General features: G+C 66.3%; 25 protein-coding genes. 19 read left to right on the forward strand and 6 right to left on the reverse strand.

The window, feature by feature from the left end; all coding sequences use genetic code 11:
- Window positions 1-4 precede the first annotated feature (4 nt).
- The 10 genes from CAFEL_RS04625 to CAFEL_RS04670 all read left to right on the forward strand — a co-directional run bounded on the left by CAFEL_RS04625 (window position 5) and on the right by CAFEL_RS04670 (window position 8,196).
- Window positions 5-838, forward strand: a complete 834-nt coding sequence (locus CAFEL_RS04625; protein ID WP_194560239.1) for a F0F1 ATP synthase subunit delta — start codon at window positions 5-7, stop codon at window positions 836-838.
- A gap of 8 nt (window positions 839-846) precedes the next feature.
- The gene (gene atpA, locus CAFEL_RS04630) at window positions 847-2,511 is read left to right on the forward strand and encodes a F0F1 ATP synthase subunit alpha (RefSeq protein WP_194560238.1); all 1,665 of its coding nucleotides are present in this window, start codon (window positions 847-849) and stop codon (window positions 2,509-2,511) included.
- 51 nt (window positions 2,512-2,562) lie between these two features.
- Window positions 2,563-3,531: a F0F1 ATP synthase subunit gamma gene (locus CAFEL_RS04635; RefSeq protein WP_194560237.1), complete on the forward strand. Its 969-nt coding sequence runs from the start codon at window positions 2,563-2,565 to the stop codon at window positions 3,529-3,531.
- A gap of 3 nt (window positions 3,532-3,534) precedes the next feature.
- Complete coding sequence (gene atpD / locus CAFEL_RS04640; protein WP_228496370.1) at window positions 3,535-5,046, forward strand: F0F1 ATP synthase subunit beta; 1,512 nt, start codon at window positions 3,535-3,537, stop codon at window positions 5,044-5,046.
- An 11-nt stretch (window positions 5,047-5,057) separates the two neighbouring features.
- The gene (locus CAFEL_RS04645; protein WP_194560236.1) at window positions 5,058-5,426 is read left to right on the forward strand and encodes a F0F1 ATP synthase subunit epsilon; all 369 of its coding nucleotides are present in this window, start codon (window positions 5,058-5,060) and stop codon (window positions 5,424-5,426) included.
- Window positions 5,427-5,570: 144 nt separating this feature from the next.
- The gene (locus CAFEL_RS04650) at window positions 5,571-6,041 is read left to right on the forward strand and encodes a DUF2550 domain-containing protein (RefSeq protein ID WP_194560235.1); all 471 of its coding nucleotides are present in this window, start codon (window positions 5,571-5,573) and stop codon (window positions 6,039-6,041) included.
- 22 nt (window positions 6,042-6,063) lie between these two features.
- Window positions 6,064-6,756: an endonuclease NucS gene (gene nucS, locus CAFEL_RS04655; RefSeq protein WP_194560234.1), complete on the forward strand. Its 693-nt coding sequence runs from the start codon at window positions 6,064-6,066 to the stop codon at window positions 6,754-6,756.
- Window positions 6,756-7,043, forward strand: a complete 288-nt coding sequence (locus CAFEL_RS04660) for an Rv1322 family protein (protein WP_194560233.1) — start codon at window positions 6,756-6,758, stop codon at window positions 7,041-7,043. Before nucS ends, CAFEL_RS04660 begins: the two co-directional genes overlap by 1 nt.
- Before the next feature lie 10 nt (window positions 7,044-7,053).
- Window positions 7,054-7,356, forward strand: a complete 303-nt coding sequence (locus CAFEL_RS04665; protein WP_034999836.1) for an MTH1187 family thiamine-binding protein — start codon at window positions 7,054-7,056, stop codon at window positions 7,354-7,356.
- Between the two features lie 6 nt (window positions 7,357-7,362).
- Window positions 7,363-8,196, forward strand: coding sequence for a tetratricopeptide repeat protein (locus CAFEL_RS04670; protein ID WP_194560232.1), 834 nt, complete (start codon window positions 7,363-7,365; stop codon window positions 8,194-8,196).
- Here CAFEL_RS04670 and glgB read toward each other — a convergent pair.
- Window positions 8,193-10,382 carry a 1,4-alpha-glucan branching protein GlgB gene (gene glgB, locus CAFEL_RS04675; RefSeq protein ID WP_194560231.1) on the reverse strand — a complete coding sequence of 730 codons (2,190 nt, stop codon included), beginning with the start codon at window positions 10,380-10,382 and terminating at the stop codon, window positions 8,193-8,195. The two genes, CAFEL_RS04670 and glgB, sit on opposite strands and share 4 nt — an antisense overlap.
- Before the next feature lie 8 nt (window positions 10,383-10,390).
- Entirely contained in the window at window positions 10,391-12,418 is a 2,028-nt protein-coding gene (locus tag CAFEL_RS04680) for a maltotransferase domain-containing protein (RefSeq protein ID WP_194560230.1), read from the reverse strand.
- 141 nt (window positions 12,419-12,559) lie between these two features.
- Here CAFEL_RS04680 and CAFEL_RS04685 point away from each other — a divergent pair, with 141 nt between their 5' ends.
- The 5 genes from CAFEL_RS04685 to CAFEL_RS04705 are packed head-to-tail and all read left to right on the forward strand — an operon-like array spanning window position 12,560 to window position 17,611.
- Window positions 12,560-13,354 (forward strand): ABC transporter ATP-binding protein, encoded by a 795-nt coding sequence (locus CAFEL_RS04685; protein ID WP_194560487.1) that lies wholly within the window; start codon window positions 12,560-12,562, stop codon window positions 13,352-13,354.
- 17 nt (window positions 13,355-13,371) lie between these two features.
- Window positions 13,372-14,247: an NUDIX hydrolase gene (locus CAFEL_RS04690; RefSeq protein WP_194560229.1), complete on the forward strand. Its 876-nt coding sequence runs from the start codon at window positions 13,372-13,374 to the stop codon at window positions 14,245-14,247.
- Complete coding sequence (locus CAFEL_RS04695) at window positions 14,237-15,376, forward strand: THUMP-like domain-containing protein (protein WP_194560228.1); 1,140 nt, start codon at window positions 14,237-14,239, stop codon at window positions 15,374-15,376. The genes CAFEL_RS04690 and CAFEL_RS04695 overlap by 11 nt, the downstream gene beginning before the upstream one ends.
- A 9-nt stretch (window positions 15,377-15,385) precedes the next feature.
- Window positions 15,386-16,495, forward strand: a complete 1,110-nt coding sequence (locus tag CAFEL_RS04700; RefSeq protein WP_194560227.1) for a cysteine desulfurase family protein — start codon at window positions 15,386-15,388, stop codon at window positions 16,493-16,495.
- Window positions 16,496-16,546: 51 nt separating this feature from the next.
- A complete protein-coding gene (locus CAFEL_RS04705) occupies window positions 16,547-17,611 on the forward strand; it encodes a glycoside hydrolase family 25 protein (RefSeq protein WP_194560226.1) in 1,065 nt (354 codons plus the stop codon).
- Window positions 17,612-17,619: 8 nt separating this feature from the next.
- Here CAFEL_RS04705 and CAFEL_RS04710 read toward each other — a convergent pair whose 3' ends face one another.
- Window positions 17,620-18,408, reverse strand: a complete 789-nt coding sequence (locus CAFEL_RS04710; RefSeq protein WP_194560225.1) for a spermidine synthase — start codon at window positions 18,406-18,408, stop codon at window positions 17,620-17,622.
- 330 nt (window positions 18,409-18,738) lie between these two features.
- Here CAFEL_RS04710 and CAFEL_RS04715 point away from each other — a divergent pair, with 330 nt between their 5' ends.
- Window positions 18,739-18,927 carry a hypothetical protein gene (locus CAFEL_RS04715; RefSeq protein WP_194560224.1) on the forward strand — a complete coding sequence of 63 codons (189 nt, stop codon included), beginning with the start codon at window positions 18,739-18,741 and terminating at the stop codon, window positions 18,925-18,927.
- A gap of 210 nt (window positions 18,928-19,137) precedes the next feature.
- On the opposite strand, the gene CAFEL_RS04720 is transcribed toward CAFEL_RS04715, so the two are convergent.
- Window positions 19,138-19,428, reverse strand: coding sequence for a metal-sensitive transcriptional regulator (locus tag CAFEL_RS04720; protein WP_353959478.1), 291 nt, complete (start codon window positions 19,426-19,428; stop codon window positions 19,138-19,140).
- 34 nt (window positions 19,429-19,462) lie between these two features.
- Window positions 19,463-21,622, reverse strand: coding sequence for a heavy metal translocating P-type ATPase (locus CAFEL_RS04725; protein WP_194560222.1), 2,160 nt, complete (start codon window positions 21,620-21,622; stop codon window positions 19,463-19,465).
- 173 nt (window positions 21,623-21,795) lie between these two features.
- Between CAFEL_RS04725 and mnmA the strand changes: the two genes are divergently transcribed.
- From mnmA to CAFEL_RS04740, 3 genes are read left to right on the forward strand one after another with little or no spacing between them, the layout of a single operon-like run.
- A complete protein-coding gene (gene mnmA, locus CAFEL_RS04730) occupies window positions 21,796-22,875 on the forward strand; it encodes a tRNA 2-thiouridine(34) synthase MnmA (protein ID WP_194560221.1) in 1,080 nt (359 codons plus the stop codon).
- 10 nt (window positions 22,876-22,885) lie between these two features.
- A complete protein-coding gene (locus CAFEL_RS04735) occupies window positions 22,886-23,743 on the forward strand; it encodes a uroporphyrinogen decarboxylase/cobalamine-independent methonine synthase family protein (protein ID WP_290172309.1) in 858 nt (285 codons plus the stop codon).
- Window positions 23,740-24,123, forward strand: a complete 384-nt coding sequence (locus CAFEL_RS04740; RefSeq protein WP_194560220.1) for a hypothetical protein — start codon at window positions 23,740-23,742, stop codon at window positions 24,121-24,123. The genes CAFEL_RS04735 and CAFEL_RS04740 overlap by 4 nt, the downstream gene beginning before the upstream one ends.
- On the opposite strand, the gene CAFEL_RS04745 is transcribed toward CAFEL_RS04740, so the two are convergent.
- Entirely contained in the window at window positions 24,120-24,794 is a 675-nt protein-coding gene (locus CAFEL_RS04745) for a 3'-5' exonuclease (protein ID WP_194560219.1), read from the reverse strand. The two genes, CAFEL_RS04740 and CAFEL_RS04745, sit on opposite strands and share 4 nt — an antisense overlap.
- Window positions 24,795-24,801 lie beyond the last annotated feature (7 nt).

Below are 24,801 nucleotides of genomic sequence, written 5' to 3' on the forward strand. Positions count from 1 at the left end.
CGAGATGAAGGCAGCTAGTCGCGAAGCACAGTCGCACGTTACGGGCAAGCTCGAAGAGCTGATCCGGAACGCCGACAATTCCGTCGCCGTGGCTGCGCAGATCGGTACCGAGCTGTTCCTCACCGTGGACCAGCTCGACACCGAGCGCGCACTGCGTATCGCCGTGGCCGACACGTCGCTTAAGTCCTCGCAGCGCGAGGGCATCATCCGCGACGTCTTCGGCAACAAGGTTGCGGAGCCCACCTTGAACATCCTCACCGCTGCAGCGCAGCAGGAGTGGTCGACCCCGCGCGAGTTCCGCGCTGGTCTGGTCAACCTCGGCCGTCGCGCGCTCGAGTTGGGTGCCAAGGAGCAGGGCCAGCTGGAGCATGTGGAAAACGAGCTGTACCAGCTCTCCACGCTGCTCGAAGGGGAGAAGGAGCTGACCCAGCTGCTCTCCGACCGCACCGCGAACCCGGCGCAGAAGCGCGGACTGTTGGCTAGCGTGATTTACGGCAAGGTGACGATGTTCACCGAGGCACTGGCATTGCAGGTTATCGGCCGCCCCCACCACAACCCCGTCGACGACTTGGCCGAGCTGGCCGCAGGCGTCGCGGAGCAGCGTGGCAAGGCTGTCGCTCGCGTGAAAGCCGCTGAGGCACTCAGCGACACCCAGCGCGATGCACTAGCCCGCAAGCTGGAGCAGATTTACGGTCGCGAGATGGCCATCCACTCTGAGGTTGACCCCAGCCTCCTCGGCGGAATGGTTGTCCGTGTGGGCGATGAGGTCATCGACGGTTCGACGCGCGGGAAGATTAACCGCCTTCGCACCGACATGGCAGCCCAGGCGGCCAAATAGAAAACAACATGCTGGAAGAAACTACCGAGAGCAGGAAGAACATGGCGGAGCTGACGATCTCCTCCGATGAGATCCGTAGCGCGATAGCGAACTACACCTCGAGCTACTCCGCGGAGGCCTCCCGTGAGGAGGTCGGCGTGGTGACTTCGGCTGCAGATGGTATTGCCCAGGTTTCCGGGCTGCCAGGTTGCATGACGAATGAGCTGCTCGAGTTCCCGAACGGCGTCATTGGCGTCGCACAGAACCTCGAGACCGACTCCATCGGTGTCGTGGTGCTGGGTAATTTTGAGTCCCTTTCCGAGGGCGACGAAGTCAAGCGAACGGGCGAGGTTCTCTCGATCCCGGTCGGCGAGAACTTCCTCGGCCGCGTGATTAACCCCCTGGGCCAGCCGATCGACGGCCTGGGCCCCATCGAGTCCAACGAAGAGCGCGCCCTGGAGCTCCAGGCCGCAGGCGTTCTCGACCGCCAGCCGGTCGAGGAGCCGCTGCAGACCGGCATGAAGGCGATCGACGCCATGACCCCGATCGGCCGCGGCCAGCGCCAGCTCATCATTGGCGACCGCAAGACCGGCAAGACCGCGGTCTGCATCGACACCATCCTCAACCAGAAGGAGTTCTGGGAGACCGGTGACCCGTCGAAGCAGGTGCGCTGCATTTACGTCGCCGTCGGCCAGAAGGGCTCCACCATTGCTGGTGTGCGCCAGACTTTGGAGGAGGCCGGTGCCCTGGAGTACACCACTATCGTGGCGGCTCCGGCATCCGACTCCGCTGGCTTCAAGTGGCTGGCCCCGTTCTCCGGGGCGGCCCTGGGCCAGCACTGGATGTACCAGGGCAAGCACGTCCTGGTGATCTACGATGACCTGACCAAGCAGGCTGAGGCCTACCGTGCGATCTCCCTGCTGCTGCGCCGCCCGCCGGGCCGCGAGGCATACCCGGGCGACGTGTTCTACCTGCACTCCCGTCTGCTGGAGCGTGCCGCCAAGCTCAACGACGAGCTCGGCGCAGGTTCCCTGACCGCGCTGCCGATCATCGAGACGAAGGCGAACGACGTGGGCGCCTTCATTCCGACCAACGTCATCTCGATTACCGACGGCCAGGTCTTCCTGCAGTCCGACCTCTTCAACCAGGGCGTGCGCCCGGCTATCGACGTGGGTATCTCCGTGTCCCGTGTCGGTGGCGCCGCGCAGACCAAGGGCATGAAGAAGGTCGCCGGTAACCTCCGTCTGGACCTCGCCGCATACCGCGACCTGGAGGCCTTCGCGGCCTTCGCGTCCGACCTCGACGCCGCTTCCAAGAAGCAGCTCGAGCGCGGCCAGCGTCTGGTGGAGCTGCTGAAGCAGTCCGAGCACGCACCGCAGCCCGTCGAGTACCAGATCATCTCGATCTGGTCCGCAAACGAGGGCGTTTTCGACGTCGTTCCCGTCGAGGACGTCCGCCGCTACGAGGCAGAGCTGCACGAGTCCATCCGCGCCAACGCTCCGCAGGTCTACGACCAGATTGCGGGCGGCAAGCAGCTTGACGACGACTCGAAGGCCGCGATCCTGCGCGTCAACGAGGACCTGGCACGCAACTTCCAGGCTTCCTCCGGCGAGCGCATTGTCCGCGAGGCCGAGGCAGAGCCGCTCGACTCCAAGCAGGTGGCCAAGAACCAGCTCAACGTCAGCCGCTCCTAGACCGCGTGCATCGCTACTAGGACAACTACTTAAAGGAAGGGAGGAAACACCATGGCAACGCTTCGCGAATTGCGCGACCGCATCAGGTCCGTCAACTCAACGAAGAAGATCACGAAGGCCCAGGAACTGATCGCCACCGCGCAGATCACCAAGGCCCAGCAGCGCGTCGAGGCGGCTAAGCCGTACGCCGACGAGCTGAAAGACGTCATGGAACGCCTCGCGTCCGCGAGCTCCCTGGCCCACCCCATGCTCCATGAGCGTGAGAACGGCCGGGTCGCGGCAATCCTCGTGGTCACCTCTGACCGCGGTATGGCCGGCGGTTACAACCACAATGTCCTGAAAAAGGCGGCGCAGCTGGAGCGCATGCTCACCGATGCCGGGTACGAGGTAGTCCGCTACGTCACCGGCAACAAGGGTGTCACGCACTTCAAGTTCCGCGACATGGACATTCAGGGTTCTTGGACCGGATTCTCGCAGCAGCCGTCGTGGGAAGACACTCACGGCGTGCGCCACCAGATCATCGACGGCTACATGGCAGGCTCCGAGTCCTCGGTGCCGCTGCGTGTCGACGGTGCGGAAGGTGGTTCCGTGCGCGGCTTCGACGTCGTGCACGTTGTCTACACCGAGTTCGTCTCCATGCTGTCGCAGGAGGCTCGAGTCGCCCAGCTCCTGCCGATTGAGCCGGTGCTGGAGGAGTTCAAGTACGAGCAGCAGGACATGCTGACTACTTCCGGCGATGTGCGCCCGGACATGAACTTCGAGCCCGACGCTGACACGCTGATGGAAGAGCTGCTTCCGGTGTACGTCTCTAGGTTGCTCTACTCGATCTTCCTGGAGTCCGCTGCAGCGGAGTCGGCATCGCGCCGTACGGCTATGAAGAACGCGACGGACAACGCTACGGAGCTGGCTAACGACCTGTCCCGTGAAGCTAACCAGGCCCGTCAGGCAAAGATCACCCAGGAAATCACCGAGATTATCGGCGGCGCTGGCGCGCTGTCCGGTAGTGGAGAAAGTGACTAAATCATGACTACTGCTCACTCTTTTGATGAGCGCAACGACGAGCTGGCGGGTGCGGCTTCTGAGACCGAAACCGCCCCGGCTCAGGTCGAAAACACTCAGAACCCGCGCGGTTCTGAGAACGGCCGTGTCGTTCGCGTCATTGGCGCAGTCGTCGACGTGGAGTTCCCGCGTGGCGAGCTGCCCGCTCTGTACAACGCGCTCGAGGTCGACATCGACCTCGGCGAAATGTCCCGCACGATCGTGCTCGAGGTTGCCCAGTTCTTGGGCGACAACCTCGTGCGCACCATCGCCATGGCGCCGACCGACGGACTTGTCCGCGGCGCCAAGGTGGCGGACTCCGGCAACCCGATCTCCGTGCCGGTGGGCGACCAGGTGAAGGGCCACGTGTTCAACGCGCTCGGCCAGTGCCTGGACGACCCGTCGGTGGGCGAGACCGGCGAGCGCTGGGGCATCCACCGCGAGCCGCCGGCATTCAAGGACCTCGAGGGTAAGACCGAGATCCTGGAGACCGGTATTAAGGTCATCGACCTGCTCACCCCGTACGTCAAGGGCGGCAAGATCGGCCTGTTCGGCGGCGCTGGCGTGGGCAAGACCGTGCTGATCCAGGAGATGATTACGCGTATTGCGCGCGAGTTCTCCGGCACCTCGGTCTTCGCCGGCGTGGGCGAGCGCACCCGTGAGGGCACCGACCTGTTCCTCGAGATGGAGGACATGGGCGTGCTGCAGGACACCGCGCTTGTCTTCGGCCAGATGGATGAGCCGCCAGGGGTCCGTATGCGCGTGGCCCTGTCCGGCCTGACCATGGCGGAGTACTTCCGCGATGTGCAGAACCAGGACGTGCTGCTGTTCATCGACAACATCTTCCGCTTCACCCAGGCGGGCTCCGAGGTGTCGACCCTGCTGGGCCGCATGCCTTCCGCCGTGGGTTACCAGCCGACCCTAGCCGACGAGATGGGTGTGCTCCAGGAGCGCATTACCTCGACCAAGGGCCGTTCGATTACGTCGCTGCAGGCCGTGTACGTGCCGGCGGACGACTACACCGACCCGGCTCCGGCCACCACCTTCGCCCACCTCGATGCGACCACCGAGCTTTCCCGTTCGATCGCGTCGAAGGGCATCTACCCGGCCGTGGATCCGCTGACCTCCACGTCCCGTATTCTCGAGCCGGGCATCGTCGGCGAGCGCCACTACGCGGTCGCTCAGCGGGTGATCGGTATTCTGCAGAAGAACAAGGAGCTGCAGGACATCATCGCCATTCTTGGTATGGACGAGCTGTCCGAGGAAGACAAGATCACCGTGCAGCGCGCACGTAAGCTCCAGCGCTTCCTGGGCCAGAACTTCTTCGTGGCGAAGAAGTTCACCGGCGACGAGGGCTCCTACGTCCCGCTCGAGGAGACGATCGACGCGTTCGACCGTATCTGCGAGGGCGAGTTCGACCACTACCCGGAGCAGGCCTTCAACGGTCTTGGCGGTCTGGACGACGTCGAGGCTGCGTACAAGAAGCTGCAGGCGTAGGAGGGTAGAACATGGCTGAACTTACCGTTCAACTGGTCGCGGTTGACCGCATGCTCTGGAAAGGCCAGGCAAGTATTGTCACCGCCCAGACCACGGAGGGTGAGATCGGCATCCTTCCTGGCCACGAGCCGCTCCTTGGCCAGCTCAAGGACAACGGTGTGGTGACCATCCGCCCGACCGACGGCGAGCGCATCGTCGCCGCCGTCCAGGGGGGCTTCCTGTCCGTTGTGGGCGAGAAGGTGACCATCCTGGCCGACTACGCCGTTTTCGCCTCCGAGGTCGACACCGCCGAGGCGGAGTCGCACCTCCACGACGAAGATCGCGTTGTCAAGGCTCGCTCCGAGGCGGAGCTCGCCGCGGTTCGCCGCTTGAACCAGTAACTGGTCTGGAAGGCATAAACGCCGACCGCCACGAACGCACCCCCTTCCCGGGAAACCGGGAGGGGGTGTTTCGCATTTGTGCGATATGATCACTGGCAAATGTCTATCCAGCGGAGTCGAGGAGGTTGGGCCGGGATGGTGGTCGTGGCGGGTATCGCAGCGCTTGTCCTGGCTGTCCTCGCCGCGGCGGCCGGCTGGCGCTTCGCGATGGTGCGCAACTCCGGCGCACGCGCCATGATGCGTGAGCTGCCGGCGCAGGGCATCCACGGCTGGCGCCACGGGGTGCTGCGCTACGACGGGGAGCGGCTGCTGTTTTTCAAGCTCCGATCTCTGACGTTCCACCACGACGTGGAGCTGGATCGCCGCGGGGTGGAATTCGAGGGCTTCAGGGACGTGACCGAGGGTGAACGGGAGTTCATGCCTGAGATCGGTCACGTCCTTCGCTTTTCCGGCCCGCAGGGGGACTTCGAGTTCGCGGCCGACCGCCACACGGAGATGGGGCTGGTGTCGTGGGTGGAGGCGGCCCCGGATGTGCGCAAGGAGCGTATCGACGTGCATTCGCTGGCCCAACGCGCGCAACGCGAGTCGGCGCAGCGTGATGCAAACGAGCGCTAAGCCCGGCTGTACCCTGACAGGCATGCGTCTTGTCATAGCCCGTTGCTCTGTGGATTACGTCGGCCGCCTGGATGCGCACCTGCCGGAGGCGAAGCGCCTGATCTTGGTCAAGGCGGACGGTTCGGTGTCCATCCACGCGGATGACCGCGCCTACAAGCCGTTGAACTGGATGACGCCGCCGTGCACCACCCGTGTGGAGCAGGTGGTGCACGTCGACGGCGAGGACACCGGCGAAGAGCTGTGGATCGTGGAGAATCCGAAGGGCGAGCAGCTGCGCATCACAATTTCTGAGGTGCTTTTGGACGAGACGAAGGAGCTTGGGCAGGACCCCGGCCTGGTCAAGGACGGCGTGGAGTCGCACCTGCAGGAGCTTTTGGCGGAGCACATCACCACGCTCGGAGACGGCGTCACCTTGGTGCGCCGCGAGTATCCGACTGCGATCGGCCCGGTGGACATCCTGGCGCGCGACCCGAAAGGCGGCACGCTTGCGGTGGAGGTGAAGCGCCGCGGCGGCATCGACGGCGTGGAGCAGCTCAGCCGCTACGTGGAGCTGCTCAACCGCGACGAGCTGCTGCGCCCGGTGCGCGGCGTGTTCGCGGCGCAGGAGATCAAGCCGCAGGCACGCACGCTCGCGGGCGACCGCGGCTTCGAGTGCGTGACCCTGGACTACGACGAGCTGCGCGGCATCGAGTCCGCGGAGCTGCGCCTGTTCTGATGCCGCGTAGGAACCGACGCCGGAACCAGACGCCGCGTTACGTGCTGCCCAAGGACGGCTCCACGTTCATCGGCACGCAGGAGATGGAGGGGCCGAGCTGGACCAACGGGGAGATCTTCAAGGTCCGCCAGATCGGCTCGGCGGCCGCGACGAAGTACTACATCTGCCCTGGTTGCAACCAGAACATCCCGCCCGGGGTGGCGCATGTGGTGGCGTGGCCACGCGATACCGGACGCGGCGCGGACGACCGGCGGCACTGGCACAAGCACTGCTGGCAGCGGCGCTAGTATTGGCCGCATGATTGCAGCGTTTTCTGTGGCACCGACCATGACCGAAAATTCCAACGCGGAGATGTCCGACGTTGTCGCCAGAGCGGTGAAGGTGGTCCGCGAGTCGGGCCTGCCGCACGAGACCACGGCGATGTTCACCACCATCGAGGGGGAGTGGGACGAGGTCATGGACGTGATTAAGCGGGCGACGCAGGCGGTGGAGGAAGTCTCCCCGCGCGTGTCGCTAGTGGTCAAGGCGGATATCCGTCCCGGCTACGAGAACATGCTGCAGCAGAAAGTTGAATCCCTGAACAAGCACTTGGAGGCGTAAGAGCACATGACCAACCCGCAGTTCACCGGCGGCGCGATCGACCTGGGAGCGCTCGCGGAGCGCAACGACGAGGCGCAGGCCGGCTTCGAGCCGTTCATCACGGTCACTGAGGCCAACGTTGAAAAGGGCGTGTTCGAGCGCTCCATGCAGATCCCCGTGGTACTGCTCATCGGCACGCCGCGCAGCCCAGACTCGGAGAGCCTGAAGGCGCAGTTTGAGAAGCTCTCGGCAGGCCAGCGCGCGTTCATGGTCGGCTACGTGGACGCGGACTCCACCCCGCAGGTCGCGCAGGCCATGGGCGTGCGCGTGCTGCCCACCGTGGTTGCGCTCGCGGGTGGGCGCCCGGTGGCCAACTTTGAGGGCAACCAGCCGGCCGACGAGCTCGAGCAGTGGGTGGGCGCCCTGGTCAGCCAGGTGGGCCCGCAGCTTAAGGGGCTTGTCGACGACAACGCGCCCGAGCAGAAAAACGCCGACCCCCGCCTGGACCGCGCGACCGAGGCGCTCAACGCGGGCGACTTCGACGCCGCCACGGCGGTCTACGACGATATCCTCGCTGACGACCCCACTAACGCGGGCATCAAGCAGGCCAAGGCGACCGTGGCTGTGCTTAAGAGGGTGCAAGGACAGGGGGAGCCGGAGGAGGACGTCGAGAAGCTGCTGTGGCTCGCGGACAAGGAGTTTGTCGCAGGCGACCCGGAGGCGGCCTTCGATCGTCTGCTGGAGCACGTCAAGGCCGAGCCGCGCGCCAAGGAGCGGCTGCTGGAGCTGTTGACGCTGCTCGAGCCGGGCGACCCGCGCGTGATCGCGGCGCGCACCCGGCTCGCGAGCGCCCTGTTCTAGCGGCGCAGGATGTAGTACTGCGCGCTCATCGCCGGCACGTGCAGCTCGGCGGACTGCTCGAAGCGGTCCCATTCGGTCGGCTCGGTGGTGAGCACCTGCGGCAGGTCGTTGCCGGCGCCGCCGTAGACGGCGTCGTCGGTGTTGACTAGAAGTTCCCACTCGCCGGCCTCGGGAAGCCCCAGGCGGTAGTTGGGCTGGGAGGCGCCGGAGAGGTTCACCACGGCGAGCACCGGGGTAGCGTCCACGCCCCAGCGGATGTAGGCGAGGATGTTGTTCGCGGCGTCGTCGCCCTTGACCCACTGGAAGCCCATCGGGGTGTTGTCCTGCGAGTACAGCGCCGGGGTGTCGCGGTAGACGCGGTTGAGGTCGCGCACGAGGCGCTGCACGCCGCGGTGGTAGCCGTGGCCCCAGCTATCGGAGATGTTGTCCCAGTTGACGGAGTGGGCCTCGTCCCACTCGGTGGTCTGGCCCCACTCGCAGCCCATGAACAACAGCTGCTTGCCGGGGTGCGAGAACATGTAGCCGTAGAGGGCGCGAAGGCCGGCGGCCTTGTTCCAGTCGTCGCCCGGCATGCGCGTCCACAGCGAACCCTTGCCGTGGACCACCTCGTCGTGGCTAAACGGCAGCACGTACCGCTCGGAGAACGCGTAGACCAGCGAGAAAGTGATCTCGTTGTGGTGGTAGGAGCGGTGGATGGGGTCCAGGGAGAAGTACTCCAAGGTGTCGTTCATCCAGCCCATGTTCCACTTCAGGGAGAAACCCAGCCCGTCTGCGTCCGTCTGCGCGGTCACGCCTGGCCAGGCGGTGGATTCCTCGGCGATGGTGAGCACACCGGGGTGCTCGCGGTGCACGGTGGCGTTCATCTCCTGCAAAAACTGCACGGCCTCCCAGTGCTCGCGCCCGCCGTACTGATTGGGCAGCCACTCGCCGGGCTCGCGGGAGTAATCCAAGTAGAGCATGGAGGCCACCGCGTCCACGCGCAGGCCGTCCAGGTGGAACTCATCGCACCAGTACAGGGCGTTTGCCACCAGGAAGTTGCGCACTTCGCGGCGACCGAAGTCGAAGACGTAGGTGCCCCAGTCTTTCTGCTCGCCGCGGCGCCAGTCGGGGTGCTCGTATAAGGCGGTGCCGTCGAAACGCGCGAGCGCGAAGTCGTCTTTGGGGAAGTGGGCGGGCACCCAGTCCACCAGCACGCCGATGCCGTTGGCGTGCAGCGTGTCCACGAGTTTGCGGAACTCGTCCGGGGTGCCCCAGCGCGCGGTCGGGGCGTAGTAGCCGGTGACTTGGTAGCCCCAGGAGCCGCCGAAGGGGTGCTCGGCCACGGGCAAAAACTCCACGTGGGTGAAGCCGTTTTCCACCAGGTAGGGCACGAGCTCCTCGGTCAGGGTGGCGTAGTTGGATCCCTGCTTCCAGGAGCCGATGTGGCACTCGTAGACGCTCATGGCGGAGTTGGTGGCGTCGATGCCGGCGCGCGAGTTGATCCACTCGCTGTCGGTCCACTCGAACTCGCTCGGCGCGGCCACCACGGATACGGTCTCCGGCGGGGTCAGCGTCCGCTTGGCCAGCGGGTCGGCCTTGTCCACGCGGGTGCCGTCGGCGATCTGGATGGCGTACTTGTAGGTGGCGCCGTCGCCGATGCCGGGGATGAAAATCTCCCACACGCCGGAAGAGCCCAAAGAGCGCATGGGGTACTGGTTGGGGTTCCACCCGCAGAAGTCGCCGACGACGGCCACGCCCTGGGCGTTCGGCGCCCACACGGCAAAAGAGGTGCCGCTGACCTCGCCCAGGGAGGTCTCGTAGGAGCGCACGTTCGCGCCGAGGACCTCCCAGAGGCGTTCGTGGCGGCCCTCGTTGATCAGGTGGAGATCCAGCGAGCCCAAGGTGGGCAGGAAGTGGTACGCGTCCGCCACGATGGCAGGCTCTGCACCCGGGTAGGTGACGCGGAGGCGGTAGTCGGGCGCATGCTCGTCGTCAAGCGAGATTGCCCAGATGTCGTCGCCGATGGGCTGCATGGCGCGCGCGCCGTTGTGGATGAGCAGCTCCACGCGCTCCGCGCCGAGGAAGCGGGTGCGCACGACGGATCCTGCGCCCACGCGGTGCCAGCCGTAGAAATCGTGGGGCGCGTGGTGTTTGCACTCGATGAGGCGCTGGCGGTCGCCTTCGGGGATGAGCAGGTCGGTGTTCATTGGCTTCCTTAGGGACGGTAGTCGTGGTCTGAGATCTGACGGTACGCAAGTGCTTCTCGACGAGCCGAAGGCACCTCCGGCAACCGGAAAATATGCGCGACGTTCTTCTCCGGCGCGAGACGGATGAAGTTACCGGTCTCGGCGGTGGTCCAGGTGTAGCGCTCGCCGGTGATCTGGTCGTGGACGTCGAAGGTTTCGCCGTCGTTTAAGCCGACCGCGGAGGCGTCGACACGCAGCATGCCCTCCTGGGTGGAGGAGGGATCCAGGTTGACCACCACGAGCACCGCGTTGCCGGTCTCCGCGTCCACCTTGGAGTAGGCGATGATGTTGTCGTTGGCGATGTCGTGGAAACGGATCTGGCGCAGCTGCTGCAGCGCCGGGTTGTCGCGGCGGATCTGGTTGAGCAGGGTCAGGTACGGCTCGAGCGACGCGCCCTTTTCCAGGGCGGCGGCGAAGTCGCGGTGGCGCAGCTGGTACTTCTCGCTGTCGTGGTACTCCTCGCTGCCTTCGGCCACGGGGCGGTCCTCGTAGAGCTCGTAGCCGGAGTAGACACCCCACAGCGGACTCATGGTGGCAGCCAGGGTGGCGCGCAGCGCAAAGGCCGCCGGGCCGCCCTCCTGCAGCGTGGCGTGCAGGATGTCGGGGGTGTTGACGAAGAGGTTGGGGCGGGAGACGTCAGCGACGTCCACGAGCAGCTGGGCGAAATCGGTCAGCTCCGCCTTGGTGGTCTTCCACGTGAAGTGGGTGTAGGACTGCGAGAACCCGGCCTTGGACAGCCCGTACATGCGCGGCGGGCGGGTAAACGCCTCCGCCAGGAAGACCACGTCCGGGTCGGTCTCGTGCACCTTCGCAATCAGCCAGTGCCAAAAATCCACCGGCTTGGTGTGGGGGTTGTCCACGCGGAAGGTGGTCACGCCCAGGTCCACCCAGTACATGAGCACGCGGTAGATCTCCGCGTAGAGCTTCTCCGGAGCGTTGTCGAAGTTGAGCGGGTAGATGTCCTGGTACTTCTTCGGCGGATTTTCGGCATAAGCAATGGTGCCGTCCGCGAGCACGGTGAAAAACTCCGGGTGCTCTTTTGCCCACGGGTGGTCGGGGGCTGCCTGGAGGGCGAAGTCGAGGGCGATTTCCAGGCCCAGCTCGTTGGCGTGGTCCATCATGTCGAGGAATTCGTCCTCGCCGCCCAGATTCGGGTCGAAGGCGTCGTGGCCGCCGTGCTTGGAACCGATCGCCCACGGCGAGCCGACGTCACCGTCCTCCGGGGTCAGCGTGTTGTTCCGGCCCTTGCGGTTGACCTCGCCGATGGGGTGGATCGGCGGGAAATACACGGTGTCGAAGCCCATGTCCGCCACGCGCTGAAGCTGCGCGGCGGTGGTGGCCCAGGTGCCGTGGACCGGGTTGCCGTTGTCGTCCACGCCGCCGGTGGAGCGGGGGAACAGCTCGTACCAGGAGTTGACCAGCGCTGCGCGGCGCTCCACCAGGATGTCGGCCACGGGCCCGCGGGTGACCAGCTCACGCAGCGGGTACTCGGCAAGCACGTCGCGCACCTCGGTTGACACGCACGGCGCGATGCGTTCGGCGAGCGGGAGCGTGTCGTCGAGAAGCGTTGTGCGGGCGTTTTGCAGCACCTGTGGCGCGGGGGTCTGGGCAATGGCCGCGGCGAACAGGTCCGCGCCGTGGGCAATGTCGTTGGCCAACTCGGCTTCGGTCTGGCCGGCGGCGAGCTTCTTCTCCACCGCATTGCGCCACGTGGCCATCACGTCGCTCCACGCGTCCACCCGGTAGCGCCACAGCCCCTTTTCGCGGGGGATGAAGATGCCGTGGACGTAATCCGGGCGGTAGACCTCCTGGCGCATCGGCACCGAGAACTGCTCGCCGGAAGGCGACACCAGCACCAGCGTCGCAGCGATCGCGTCGTGGCCCTCGCGCCACACCAGCGCCGAAACGGGCACTACCTCGCCGACCACCGCCTTCGCGGGCAGCGTGCGCCCGGAAACCTGGGGGCGCACATCGTCGATGCCAAAGCGAGCAACCATTTTTTACTGACCCTCTCAACCTGCCTGCATTCCATCAGCCAGGGTAGCGCGGGCCTCCCACACACGCGGGCCGAAATAGGTAAAGATGGATGCGTGAATGCGAGTGAGGAATTGGTGACAGACCCGGACCTGCTGGTGGACATGCGCGACGTGGAATTCATCCGCGGCGGCAACACCCTTGTGGGGCCCGTGACATGGCAGGTGGAGCTGGACGAGCGCTGGGTGGTCATCGGCCCCAACGGCGCCGGCAAGACCACCCTGATCCGCATGGCCTCGGCCCAGGAGTTCCCGTCCAAGGGCACCGTGTTCATCATCGGCGAGCGCGTCGGCGCCACCGACATGCGCGACCTGCGCGCGGCGATCGGCGTGACGTCCTCTGCGGTGGCGCAGCGCGTGCCGGACAACGAGAAGGTGGGCGACCTGGTCGTCTCCGCCGGCTACGCCATTTTGGGGCGCTGGCGCGAAGACTACGACGAGATGGACTACGAGCAGGCCCTCGAGGTGCTCGAGCAGGTCGGCGCGATCCACCTGATCGACCGCACCTGGGGCACCCTGTCCGACGGCGAGAAGAAGCGCGTGCTGGTTGCGCGTGCGGTGATGACTAACCCGGAGCTGTTGATCCTGGACGAACCGGCCGCCGGCATGGACCTGGGCGGGCGCGAGGACCTGCTGGCCTACCTGGGCGATCTGGCCATGGACCCGGACGCCCCAGCGATTGTCATGATCACCCACCACTTGGAGGAGATCCCGGCGGGCTTTACCCACGCCATGCTGTTGGACGAGGGCGAGGTGGTCGCCCAGGGCCTCATCAACGACGTGCTGACCTCCGAAAACGTTTCGCGCGCCTACCACCAGCCCATCGAGGTCACAGTGGACGAGGGCCGCTACACCGCCCGCCGAGCTCGCGCCAAGCGCGGTGGTGCGCACCGGGCGTAGGCCTGGGGATTTCGGCCATGCCCACGAGAAGGAACCACACCCAGGGCGTGCTGACGCACGACGTCGGCGACACCATCGACGTCCATGAGCGCAGCGGGTTTCAAGGTGCCCGGCTGTCCGCGACGGTGATGCTGCTGCGCGACGGTGCGGACGGTCTCGAGGTGTGGATGCAGGAGCGCGTGCTATCCATGCCGAATTACCCCGGCATCACTGTCTTTCCCGGCGGCGGGGTGGATTCGCGCGATTTCCCGCCGCGCGCGTGGGACGACGGCGAGCTGTGGCTCGGCCGCTCCGCGATTTCCCTGGCCCGGCAGCTGGGCGTGACCAAGTACAAGGCGCACGCGCTGCTGTTCGCGGCGGTGCGCGAGCTGTTCGAGGAAACCGGCACGCTGCTCGCCGTGGACGACGACGGGGAGCTGCTCGATGACGCGCGCCCCTTCCACGAGCACCGCCTGAAGCTGGAATCGCATGAGCTTTCGCTTACCGACGTGCTCCGCGAATCCAACCTCAACGTCTGCGCCGACCTGGTCAAACCGCTCGCGAGGTGGGTGGGCAAATCTGAAAGCGGCAACTGGTTCGACACCTTCACCTTCGTCGCCGCCAACCCGGAGGGCCAGGAACCGGATTCCAACACCGAGGAGGCGGACGACGCCAACTGGTTTCCACCAAAGCTGATCTTGGACGGCTGGCAACACGGCCTGGTGCGCCTGGCACCCTCGACGTGGGCGCAGCTGACTGAGGTCGCGCGCTTCCACGACACGGCAGAGGCGCTGGCTGCCGCCTGGCGCGCAGACCTGTCCCCGGTGGTGGGCGACCCGGTAGACGACGTGCGCTACCGCGACTTTTTCTCTTTCACGCCCATAGACAGGATTGGACGCCGCGGTGGGATTTAGCGTTGCAGAAGCCCGCTTTTTAGCGGCACACGCCGGGGAGGTCGCCGACGTTGCGCCGCAGGTGGCGCTAACCAAGCAATCCGTGTTCGCGGACCGCGGGGTCCTCGATGCCCGCTTCGGCGAGTACGCCCGCGCGGTCAGCGTGCTCATCTCCTCCCAGCGCGCGGCAGAGGGGAAGTTCCCGGAGCACTGGCTCACCGACGCCGACGCAGTGCAGCAGGCCACCCCGGCGCGCGTGGCGCGCGTGCGGGCGCAGCGCATTGCGGCGGCCGGGGTGGAGTTCGTCCACGACGTGACCTGTTCGGTGGGCTCGGAGGCGCCGGCGTTTCTTGATGCCGGCGTTGCCTGGCTCGGCTCGGACTTGGACGCCGCGCGCCTGGTCATGGCGCGGCACAACCTCGGCGCAGACGCCTGGCTGGCTCGCGCCGACGCGCTCGCGCCGGTGAGCACCGGCGGGGCGGTGGTGGCCGACCCCGCGCGCCGGGCCGGCGGCAGGCGGATCACCGACCCGGCGAAGCTCCTGCCACCGCTGCCGGACTTGCTTTCCGCGCATGCCGGCCGCGAGATGGCGGTCAAGTGCGCGCCGGGCATCGACTACTCCGGGTGGGACGGCCTGGTCAGCGTGGTTTCGGTGGACGGGGGCGTCAAAGAGGCGTGCCTGTACACGCCAGGGTTGGCGGGCGGAGCTCGTCGAGAAGCAGTGGTGTTGCGCGACTTCGAGGAACGCGTCACCGACGACGAGCTGGACGAGGTGGAGGTCACCGCGCCGCGCAAGTGGATCATCGAACCGGATGGCGCGGTCGTGCGCGCCGGGCTGGTGCGGCAATGGGCGGCGCGCCACGGGTTGAGCATGCTCGACGAGCACATCGCCTACACCACCGGCGACGCTGTGCCAGCGGGGTATAGCGGCTTCGAGTTCATCGAGGCGGTGCCGCTGCGCGCGCTGAAGAAAACGCTCGCCGGACACGGGGCTGGGGCCGCGGAGATCCTCGTGCGCGGGGTGGACGTGGACCCCGACCAGCTGCGCAAGAAGCTCAAGCTGCGTGGGGACAGGCAGATGGGCGTGGTGATCGCGCGCGTCGGCAACGACGCGGTGGCGCATGTGTGCCACGCGCGCGTGCACGCCTAACCTGGGGGCATGGTCTACCTCGATCACGCAGCCACCACCCCCATGCGCCAGTGCGCCATCGACGCATGGGTGGAGCACGCCGGTGCGTTGAACGCCGGCAGCCAGCACGCCGCCGGGCGCAAGGCCAACGCGGTGCTCGCCGACGCCCGCGAGCGCATCGCGTCCGCGGTGGGGGCGGATCCGGTGGAGGTGGTGTTCACCGGCTCCGGCACCGAGGCGAACAACATCGGGGTGCGGGGGCTTTGGAACGCCTCCGGCGGCGGCCGTGTGGTGTCCACCCCGATCGAGCACCCGGCCGTGCTCGAGGTGGTCAAGTCTCTGGGGCAGACTGAGTGGCTGCCGGTGGGGCGAGACGGCGTGGTCTCGGACCTTTCGGCGCTAGATACCCCGGCGGCGGTGGCGGCGGTGATGTGGGCGAACAACGAAACCGGCGCGATCCAGCCGGTGCGCGAGGCTGTCTCCCGCGCAGGTGCCGTGGGCACCCCGGTGCACGTGGACGCGGTGCAGGCGGTGGGGCACATTCCGGTGGACTTCCACGAGCTCGGCGCGGCCACCCTGGCGGCCAGCGCGCACAAGTTCGGCGGGCCGCGCGGGATGGGCATCTTGTTGGCCCGCCGCTCGCCGGCGCCGCAGCCGGTGATCCTGGGCGGCGGGCAGGAGCGCGGGATCCGTTCCGGCACGGTGGATGTGGCCTCGGCGGCGGCAACGGCGGCGGCGCTGGAGGAAGCGGTCGCCGAGATGGGGCAGGAGCAGCAACGGATCGCGGCACTGCGCGACGCGGTGATTGCCGGAGTGAAGGCGGCTGTGCCGGAGGTGATCGCTGTAGCGCAAGAGCCCCGCCTGCCCGGGCACGCGCACTTCATGTTCCCGGGGGCGAACGCGGACGCGCTGATCATGCTTTTGGACGCCCAGGGCATCCAGGTCTCGGCCGGTTCGGCGTGCGCCAGCGGTGTGCTGCGGATGAGCCACGTGCTCGAGGCGATGGGGTACTCCGAGCGCGAAGCGATGGGGGCGCTGCGCGTGACGGTGGGGCGGACGAACACGCGCGAGGACGTGGACGCATTCCTCGCTGCGATTCCGGAGGTGGTGGAGCGGGCCCGCGCCGCTGGCGCGTTGTGATTTGCGTGTCGCGTGTGGCACGTGTGAATTGAGTGGTTTAGTGTGTCGGGCATGCAGATCACTCGCCGCATCCGTACCGCAGCCGCCGCCGTGACCGCGCTCGCCCTGGGCCTGAGCGTGGTCAACCCGGTGACCGGGCCCGCAGACGCCCAGCCCATTCCGGGCGTGGTCTCCGGCGTGGACGTGGCGGGCCACCAGCGCCCAGGTGGCGCCGCCATTGACTGGCGCTCCGTGCACACCGTCGGCGGCCAGGACTTCGCCTACGTGAAGGCCTCCGAGGGCGACGGCTGGAAGAACGATTTCTACGACGAAGACGCCAAGGCCGCGGCCGACGCCGGCCTGAAGGTGGGCGCCTACCACTACGCGCGCCCGGCAGAAGACCCGGTGGCGCAGGCGCGCTACTTCGCCTCCGTGGTCAACGACGGCCCGGCCACCCAGCTGCCGCCCGTGCTGGATCTGGAGGTCGACGAAGGGCTGGGGCCGGTGCAGCTAGCGGGATGGACGCAGGCGTTCCTCTCCGAGCTCGAGGCGCGCACCGGCAAGCGCCCGATGATCTACACGTACCGCTACTTCTGGTACGAGCGCATGAACGACACCCGCGCGTTCACCTCGTATCCGCTGTGGCTGGCGGCCTACCAGAACCGCCCGCCTGCCCCGGTCGGCGGTTGGGACAAGCTGAGCTTCTGGCAGCGCAGCGAGTCCGGCCGCGTGGTGGGCATCAACACGCCGGTGGACATGAACATCTACAACGGCAACGCCGCGCAGCTGAACCAGTTCGCCGCAGGTGACCTGCGCGCCGGCGGCGGCGTGCTGGAGGCGTTCCAGGCGCCGGACTCCGGGGAGCTGAAGGTGCTCGAGCAGGACAGCACCAAGCTCGTCGTCGCTATCCTCGCGCTCGCCGCGGGCGGCCTGGGTGCGCAGCAGCTTATCGACGCCGCCCGCCTCGCCGGCTTCGACCCGACCGACGCGGACAACATCGCGGGCCTCGTCCGTGCGCTCGCGGGCCAGGGCGAGCTGCCGATCGAGGATCTGCAGAAGATGATGGTCGGCGACTACCAGATCGGCGACCTGCTCATCCTGCTTGACAATGCCGCCAAGGCAGCGAACAAGGGCTAAATCAGGGGCTAGTCGTGCCGCGGTGTAGTCGCTAAGCGGCGGCACCATTTTTCGTCTTTGAACTGCGCCGGCACCCCGCCTTTGAGCAGGTTGCGGGTGAGCGTGTCGCTCGCCTCCAGCGGGTGGCCAGCGCCGATAAGCACGATGTTGCCGTAGCGGCGGCCTTTGAGCATCGGTGGGTCCGCAATCGCTGCGATGTGCGGGAACACCTCTAACATCCCCGCAAGCTCTTCCTTCGCCTCCTTCAGGTCCGCGTGCGAGCCGCAGTTGGCCACGTAAAAGCCGCCATCGCTTAACGACGTCCACGCCGCGCGGTAGAACTCCACCGTGGTGAGATCGCGCGGGGTGGTGGCCGAGAAGAACACGTCGCGGATGATCACGTCGCGGGTCGCCGGTTTGAACGCGTCGGTGGCCTCGCGGGCGTCGCCGACGCGGATTTTCACGGTGGGGGACCGGGGGACGTCGAAAAGCTCGCGCGCAAGGACCGCAAGCTCCGAATCGATCTCCACGACCGTGCTGCGCGAGCCGGGCCACGCGGCGGCGAAGTAGCGGGCGAGCGTGCACGCGCCGCCGCCGAGGTGCGTCAGCCGCGACTTCGGGCGTGCGTCAACTGGGTAGGCGGAGTCGAGGAAATCCGCCATCCAGCGCATGTACTCGAAATCCAGCCGAGTCGGCTCGCCAGGAACTATGTGCGAGCTGGGCACGCCGTTGACCAGCAGCACCATGGAGCCGTCGGGCTCGTGGAGCACCTCGGCGACGCCGGTGTCGATCTCGTAAAACTCGCTTTTTGCGACCATGGCGGGTGAGAGTACTAGAGGCGCGCGTGAGACTAACCCGGTGCGGTAGGCAAAAAGCGCCGGGTGCACCCGGTCGCGCGACTGCGTTTTAACCAGCACCCGGCCCACATGCGTCTTCACTGTGGGCCGGCGACCGTGCGGATCGTGTTCAAGAGCGCCAGGACGATGGTGCCGACGTGGACGCTTCCCGCCACTGGCCGCCTCGTCGTACTGCGGTTTGACGCTGGTGAGAATGCAAGTTGAACCGTGAAAAACAAGGTCTTGCGCTACGGTCGCTAGTACTGATCCAGGGGATCGATGTCCAAGGTATCTACGCAGAAGGAGGGGCAAATGTCGACTCCGGTTACCCGGATGCTCTCGAACGACGAGATCATCCAGGAATTGGCCAGCATCGAAGAAGAGATGCAACCGTACAACGTCGATGTCTTGCGTCGGCTTCGCGAGGCCGGTGCCCTGAAGTTCGAAGAAGAACGCCTGTTAGAACGTTACGAAGCGTTGTCGTGGATGCTCAACGGGTAGATGTCTTGTCTGAGCACGCCTGGATAGAACATGCAACGACGTTCGTTGGTGAAATACAGGATCTGCTCGAAAACACATTAGTAGGTTCCACCACGCTAGAGACTTTACGCTCCGCCGGATGTTATGTGCAGCCTCCATCGGAGTGGACCGACGTTTCACCTCTCGCTGAGTAGGGACACGCAACAGACGCACGAGTCCTCCCACGGCTGTCTAGGATTTCACCAGCCGAGCGATTGCGGCGGACGCCTCTTCGATCTTGGCGTCGGCTTCCTGCCCGTCGCTGATCGCATCGGCAACACAGTGCTTCAAGTGGTCGTCCAGCAAACCCAGTGCTACGCCCTTCAGCGCCGCGTTGACCGCACTGATCTGGGTGAGGATGTCAATGCAGTAGGCGTTTTCGTCGATCATGCGGTGGATACCGCGGGTTTGCCCCTCGATACGTTTGAGCCGGGCGAGGTAACGGTCTTTCTCGCTGATGTAGCCGTGGGTGGGGGTGCTCATCATTGGTCTCCTGAGTGGTGTGGACGGTGTCGGGTCACTTGGACCGGTTAAGCATCCGGTCGGTGCTGCTCTGCGGGGTGAGGTCGAGGCGGCGGAGCAGCTGCGCATTGAGGGCGACGACGACGGTCGAGGCCGACATCAGGATTGCGCCGACGCTCATCGGCATCACGAACCCGATTGGGGCGAGGATACCGGCAGCCAGCGGAACGGACAGCAGGTTGTAGCCGGCCGCCCACCACAGGTTCTGCTTCATCTTCCGGTAGGTCGCACGGGAGAGCTCGATGACCGAAAGCACCGATCGCGGGTCGGAGCTTGCCAGGACGACGCCCGCCGAGCCGATCGCCACGTCTGTGCCGGCACCGATCGCGATGCCGACATCGGCCTGGGCCAGCGCGGGGGCGTCGTTGACGCCGTCGCCGACCATGGCGACCTTGTGGCCCTCGCCTTGCAGTTCCTTGACTTTCGCGGCCTTGTGCTCGGGACGCACACCCGCGAAGACCCGGTCAATGCCCAGGTCCTTGGCTACGGTGTCCGCGACGGCCTGCGCATCGCCGGTGATCATGACGACCTGGGCGCCCGCAGAGTGAAGTGCGTCGACGGCGTCGCGGGACTCGGGGCGGATCTCGTCGGCAAGCCGGAGCGCTCCGATCACTTCGCCGTCGGCGAGGACGTGGAGAATGATCGCGCCCTCCTTTCGCCACTCGTCTGCGATGGGGAGCTCTTCGGCGGAATGCTTCTCAAGCAGGTAGGGGCCACCGACCTCGATTACCTCACCGTCGACAGTTGCCTTCACGCCCACTGCTGGGGACGAAGAAAAGTCGATTGCCTGCGGGACGGCTACGCCACGGGCCTGAGCAGCCCCGGTGATGGCGCGTGCGAGCGGGTGCTCGCTGTCTGCCTCGGCGGCCGCCGCAAGGGCAAGCACATATTCTTTATCACGCCCGCCGGTGGTGTCGATCGCGGTGACGGTGGGTTCGCCCTTGGTGAGAGTGCCGGTCTTGTCGAACAGTACTGCGTCGACGGTGCGCATGGATTCGAGTGCGAGCCGATCCTTGATCAGCACTCCGCCGCGGGCGGCGCGCTCAGTCGCAATCGAGACGACCAGCGGGATTGCGAGGCCTAGGGCATGAGGGCAGGCGATGACGAGCACCGTGATGGTGCGCACCACGGCGTCGTTTGGCATGCCGACAACGGTCCAGACCACGGCGGTCAGAATGGCGGCGCCGAGGGTGAACCAGAACAACCACGCGGCGGCCTTGTCTGCGAGGCGCTGCGCCCGCGATGACGATTCTTGCGCATCGGTGACGAGCTTTTGAATACCGGCCAACGCGGTGTCGCCACCTGTGGCCGTGACCTCGATGCGCAGGCCCGAGTCTGTCGCGATGGTGCCAGCGACCACGTGCTCGCCTTCACCGCGGCGCACCGTTTTCGACTCACCGGTGACCATCGACTCGTCCATGCTGGCGCTGCCGTCGACGATTGTGCCGTCGGCAGGTACGGACGCGCCGGGCCGCACGATCACGACATCGCCGACCTCAAGATCCGCCGGGGTGACCTTCACCACTTCGTCGCCGTCGACTTTCTCGGCCTCGTCGGGCAGAAGTGCGGCGAGCGAATCCAGGGCCGAGGTGGTCTGGGCGAGGGAGCGCATCTCGATCCAGTGCCCCAGCAGCATGATGACCACCAGCAGCGCCAGTTCCCACCAGAAATTCAGCCCGCGGTCCAGCAAGTTCAGGCTCGCACCCCAAGAGGAGATGAAGGCGACCGTGATCGCGAGCGCGATCAGCAGCATCATGCCGGGTTTGCGGGAGCGGATCTCGGAGACAGCACCCGTCAAGAACGGGCGACCTCCCCAGAAGTAAATGACCGTGCCCAAAAGCGGCGAGATCCACCGGACCCATTCAGCGTCAGGCAGCTGGTAGCCGATGAGATGGGCGAAGGTTTCGTTAAATCCGACGACCGGGATCGCGAGAACCAGCATGATCCAGAAGAGCCTGCGGAACTGGGCAACGTGGTCTCCGTGGCCTGCGTGGCCTGCGTGGCCCGCGTGGCCATGGCCTCCATGTTCTCCGTGGCCCGCGTGCTCCGCGTGCTCGGTACTGCCGTGACCGGAATGGGTCTTGTGAGCGTCGTGCTCGTGATGGCTGGCGTGCCCACCGGGTCGGGTGCCGGAGTGGGCGTGTCTGTCGTTCATGGTTCTGTCCTCTCGTTGCAGTTCATCGTTGTGGTCGGTTCGGCCGTGCCGGGGCCTAGCACCACGACCGTCTCCCACGTTAATACCCCAGTGGGGTATATGTCTAGGGGGTGTCACAGTCCGAACGACCTGACGTTTCACCTTTCGCACTCACGGGACTACACTGCGCCGACATGCGAGTATTGGCGGCCATGAGCGGGGGAGTCGACTCCTCTGTCGCTGCTGCGCGCCTGGTGGAGGCGGGCCACGACGTCGTCGGTGTGCATCTTGCGCTGAGTAAGGACGCGCAGCAGACGCGCGAGTCCGCCCGCGGCTGCTGTTCGCTGGAGGACTCCGCCGACGCGCGCCGCGTGTGCGACCACCTGGGCATCCCGTTTTACGTGTGGGATTTCTCGGACCGCTTCAAAGAAGAGGTCATCGACAACTTCGTGTGGTCCTACGAGCACGGCGAGACCCCCAACCCGTGCCTGCGCTGCAACGAGAAGATCAAGTTCGCGGCGTTGCTGGACCGCGCGGTGACCTTGGGCTTCGACGCTATCGCCACCGGGCATTACGCAATTATCGACGACCAAGGCAACCTCCGCCGGTCCACCGACCCCAAGAAAGACCAGTCCTACGTCTTGGGCGTGCTCACGCGCGACGAGTTGGACCGCTGCATCTTCCCGGTCGGCGACACCGAAAAGCCACAGATTCGCGAGGAGGCGGCCCGCCACGGTTTTGCCACCGCGTCCAAGCCGGATTCCTACGACATCTGCTTCATCCCGGACGGCAACACCCAGGCGTTTCTGGGCCGCTCCATCGGCATGCGCCCCGGCATGATCAAGGACACCGACGGCCGCGAGCTGAAGGAGCACGACGGCGCGTTCCAGTACACGATCGGCCAGCGCAAAGGACTGAATATCCGCGTGCCTGCTGAGGACGGCAAGCCGCGCTACGTCACGGACGTGGACACCGCCACTGGCACGGTCACCGTCGGCCCGCGGGAGGCACTGAAGGTCCACGAGATCACCGCCGACCGTCTGAAAGTGCTGCACCCGGCGATGGAAGGCGAGTTCGGGGCCAACGTGCAGATCCGCGCCCACGGCGGGGTCGTGCCCTGCACCGCACGCGTTGAGGGCGATCAGATGACGCTTGCCCTGCACGAGCCGCTCGAAGGCGTGGCCCGCGGCCAGGCGGCGGTGCTCTACCTGCCGGACCCGGACGGTTTGGGCGACATCGTGCTCGGCTCCGGCACCATCTGCGCCACCGCGTAACATCAGCGCCGTGACAATCCTTCCCCCAACCGCGTTCGGGCTTGGCCCGCTGCCCGGCACTGACCTCGCGCAGGCCGCGGACGTGGTGCTGTCAGAGTCGCCCCTGCCGCACATCCCGCAGCTGCCGGACCGCGGCGTCGGCTCGGACCTGATCGGCCGCACCGCCGCCATGCTGGAACTCCCCGTCGCGCGCGGACCCCGCGGCTGGCGCGTGGCGGCTCGGAAGCGTGCGGATGCCGACCGCATGGAGCGCGACCTCGACCACCTCGAGGAGCTCTGGCACGGCAAGGTGGACACCGTGAAGGTGCAGCTGGCCGGCCCGTTCACGCTCGCCGCCGAGATCGAGATGGCCAACGGCCACCGCATGATCACCGACCCCGGCGCGCTTCGCGACCTCACGGACGCCCTGTTGGAGGTGTGCGTGGGGCACCGGCGGGACGTCGAGAAGCGATTTGGCGAAAGTGTGCTGCAGCTGGACGAGCCGCGCCTGCCCGAGGTCGTCGCTGGCACGCTGCAAGGTGCCACAGACTTCGAGACCATCCGCGCGATCCCCGAGCCGGAGGAGACACTCGCGCGCTTCGGCGAGCACCTGCTGCATACGCCGAAGCTTGTTGACGCCCCGTGGCTGACCTGCGACCCCCGCAGCGCCGACAAAGATGCGCTGGCCCGGCTGTTGGACGCCGGCACGCGCATCGCGATTCCGACGATGGCCCCGCGCGAGCTGTACAATCTCTTCGACGAGCTGCAGATCGACCCCGCCGAAACGACCGTGGACGTCTACGCGGAACCAGCCAAAACGCTTATGGACACGGCGGCGAACTACCGGGCGGCCCGGGAGATGGCCAAGGCGCTTACAGTGGAGGTATGACTAAGCCGCTGCATTGGGACAAAAAGAAGGCCGACTTCTCGTCGGGGATCGTCTTCGGAGTGATGTTCTTTGTCGTGTTCGGCTTCATGCTGGACGACATGCTCTTTGGGGCCATCAGCGGTATTGCGTTCTTCGTCGCGTTTGGGCTTTTGTCGGGTAAACGCGAGGCCGATTTTGACGGGCAGACGCTGCGCCTCGTGGACAAGAAGGAAACCACAGAGCTCGACGCCGCCAGCATCGCCGATGTGATCATCAGCGAGTCGGGCGCGATGGTGGTGAAGACCAAGTCGGGGGAGAGGTACTCGGTCGAATCCGAAGGCGACAACCGGGGGCTGCACAACTTTGCGGAGAAGCTGCGCGCGGAGCTGGCGCTCAACTAGCCCAGCATGGGCCAGCCGGGCAGCACGTTCGAAGCGTCGCGGCCCTGGGACTCGAAGTAGCGCTTCCGGTCCTCCTGCAGCGTGAAGTACTCCACCGCCTGGTACTCCATGAGCTCGCCGGTGTCCATCTGGGAAAGCTCCGGGTAGAGCTTGCGCACCTGCATCCACGCCACGCGGGCTGCGGCGAACGCGTCCGCGGTGGCCTCATGCGCGTTGTCTAGCCGCACCCCGTAGTGCTCGCACATGGAGGTTAGATTGCGCGGGCCTTTGCGGTAACGGTCCTTGGCGCGGTCGATGAGCAGGGGGTCAAACACCGGGCCGGTGACCGTGAAGTCCCCGGTGAGCTGGCGCAGCACCGTCAGGTCGTAGGGGGCGTTGAACACCACCAGAGTCAGGCCGTCCTCCCAGCCCTTCTTGATCGCCTCGACGGTCTCGCGCACCACCTCGTCGTGGTCGCGCCCCTCCGCGCGGGCCCTTTCCGTGGTGATGCCGTGCACCTTCGCGGCCTCTTCCGGGATCTCCACTCCGGGGTCGGCGAGGGTTTCGTTGGCGTCGACCTCGGAGCCGTCGATACGCACGAGCGCAGAGGTGACCACACGGGCCTCGCGCGGGTTGGCGGAGGTGGTCTCCAGGTCGAAGGAGAGCATGCGGGAGGCGTCGAAAGTGGCCATGAGCGAC

It is taken from the genome of Corynebacterium afermentans subsp. lipophilum (assembly GCF_030408375.1).
In the GTDB taxonomy this organism is placed as follows: domain Bacteria; phylum Actinomycetota; class Actinomycetes; order Mycobacteriales; family Mycobacteriaceae; genus Corynebacterium; species Corynebacterium lipophilum.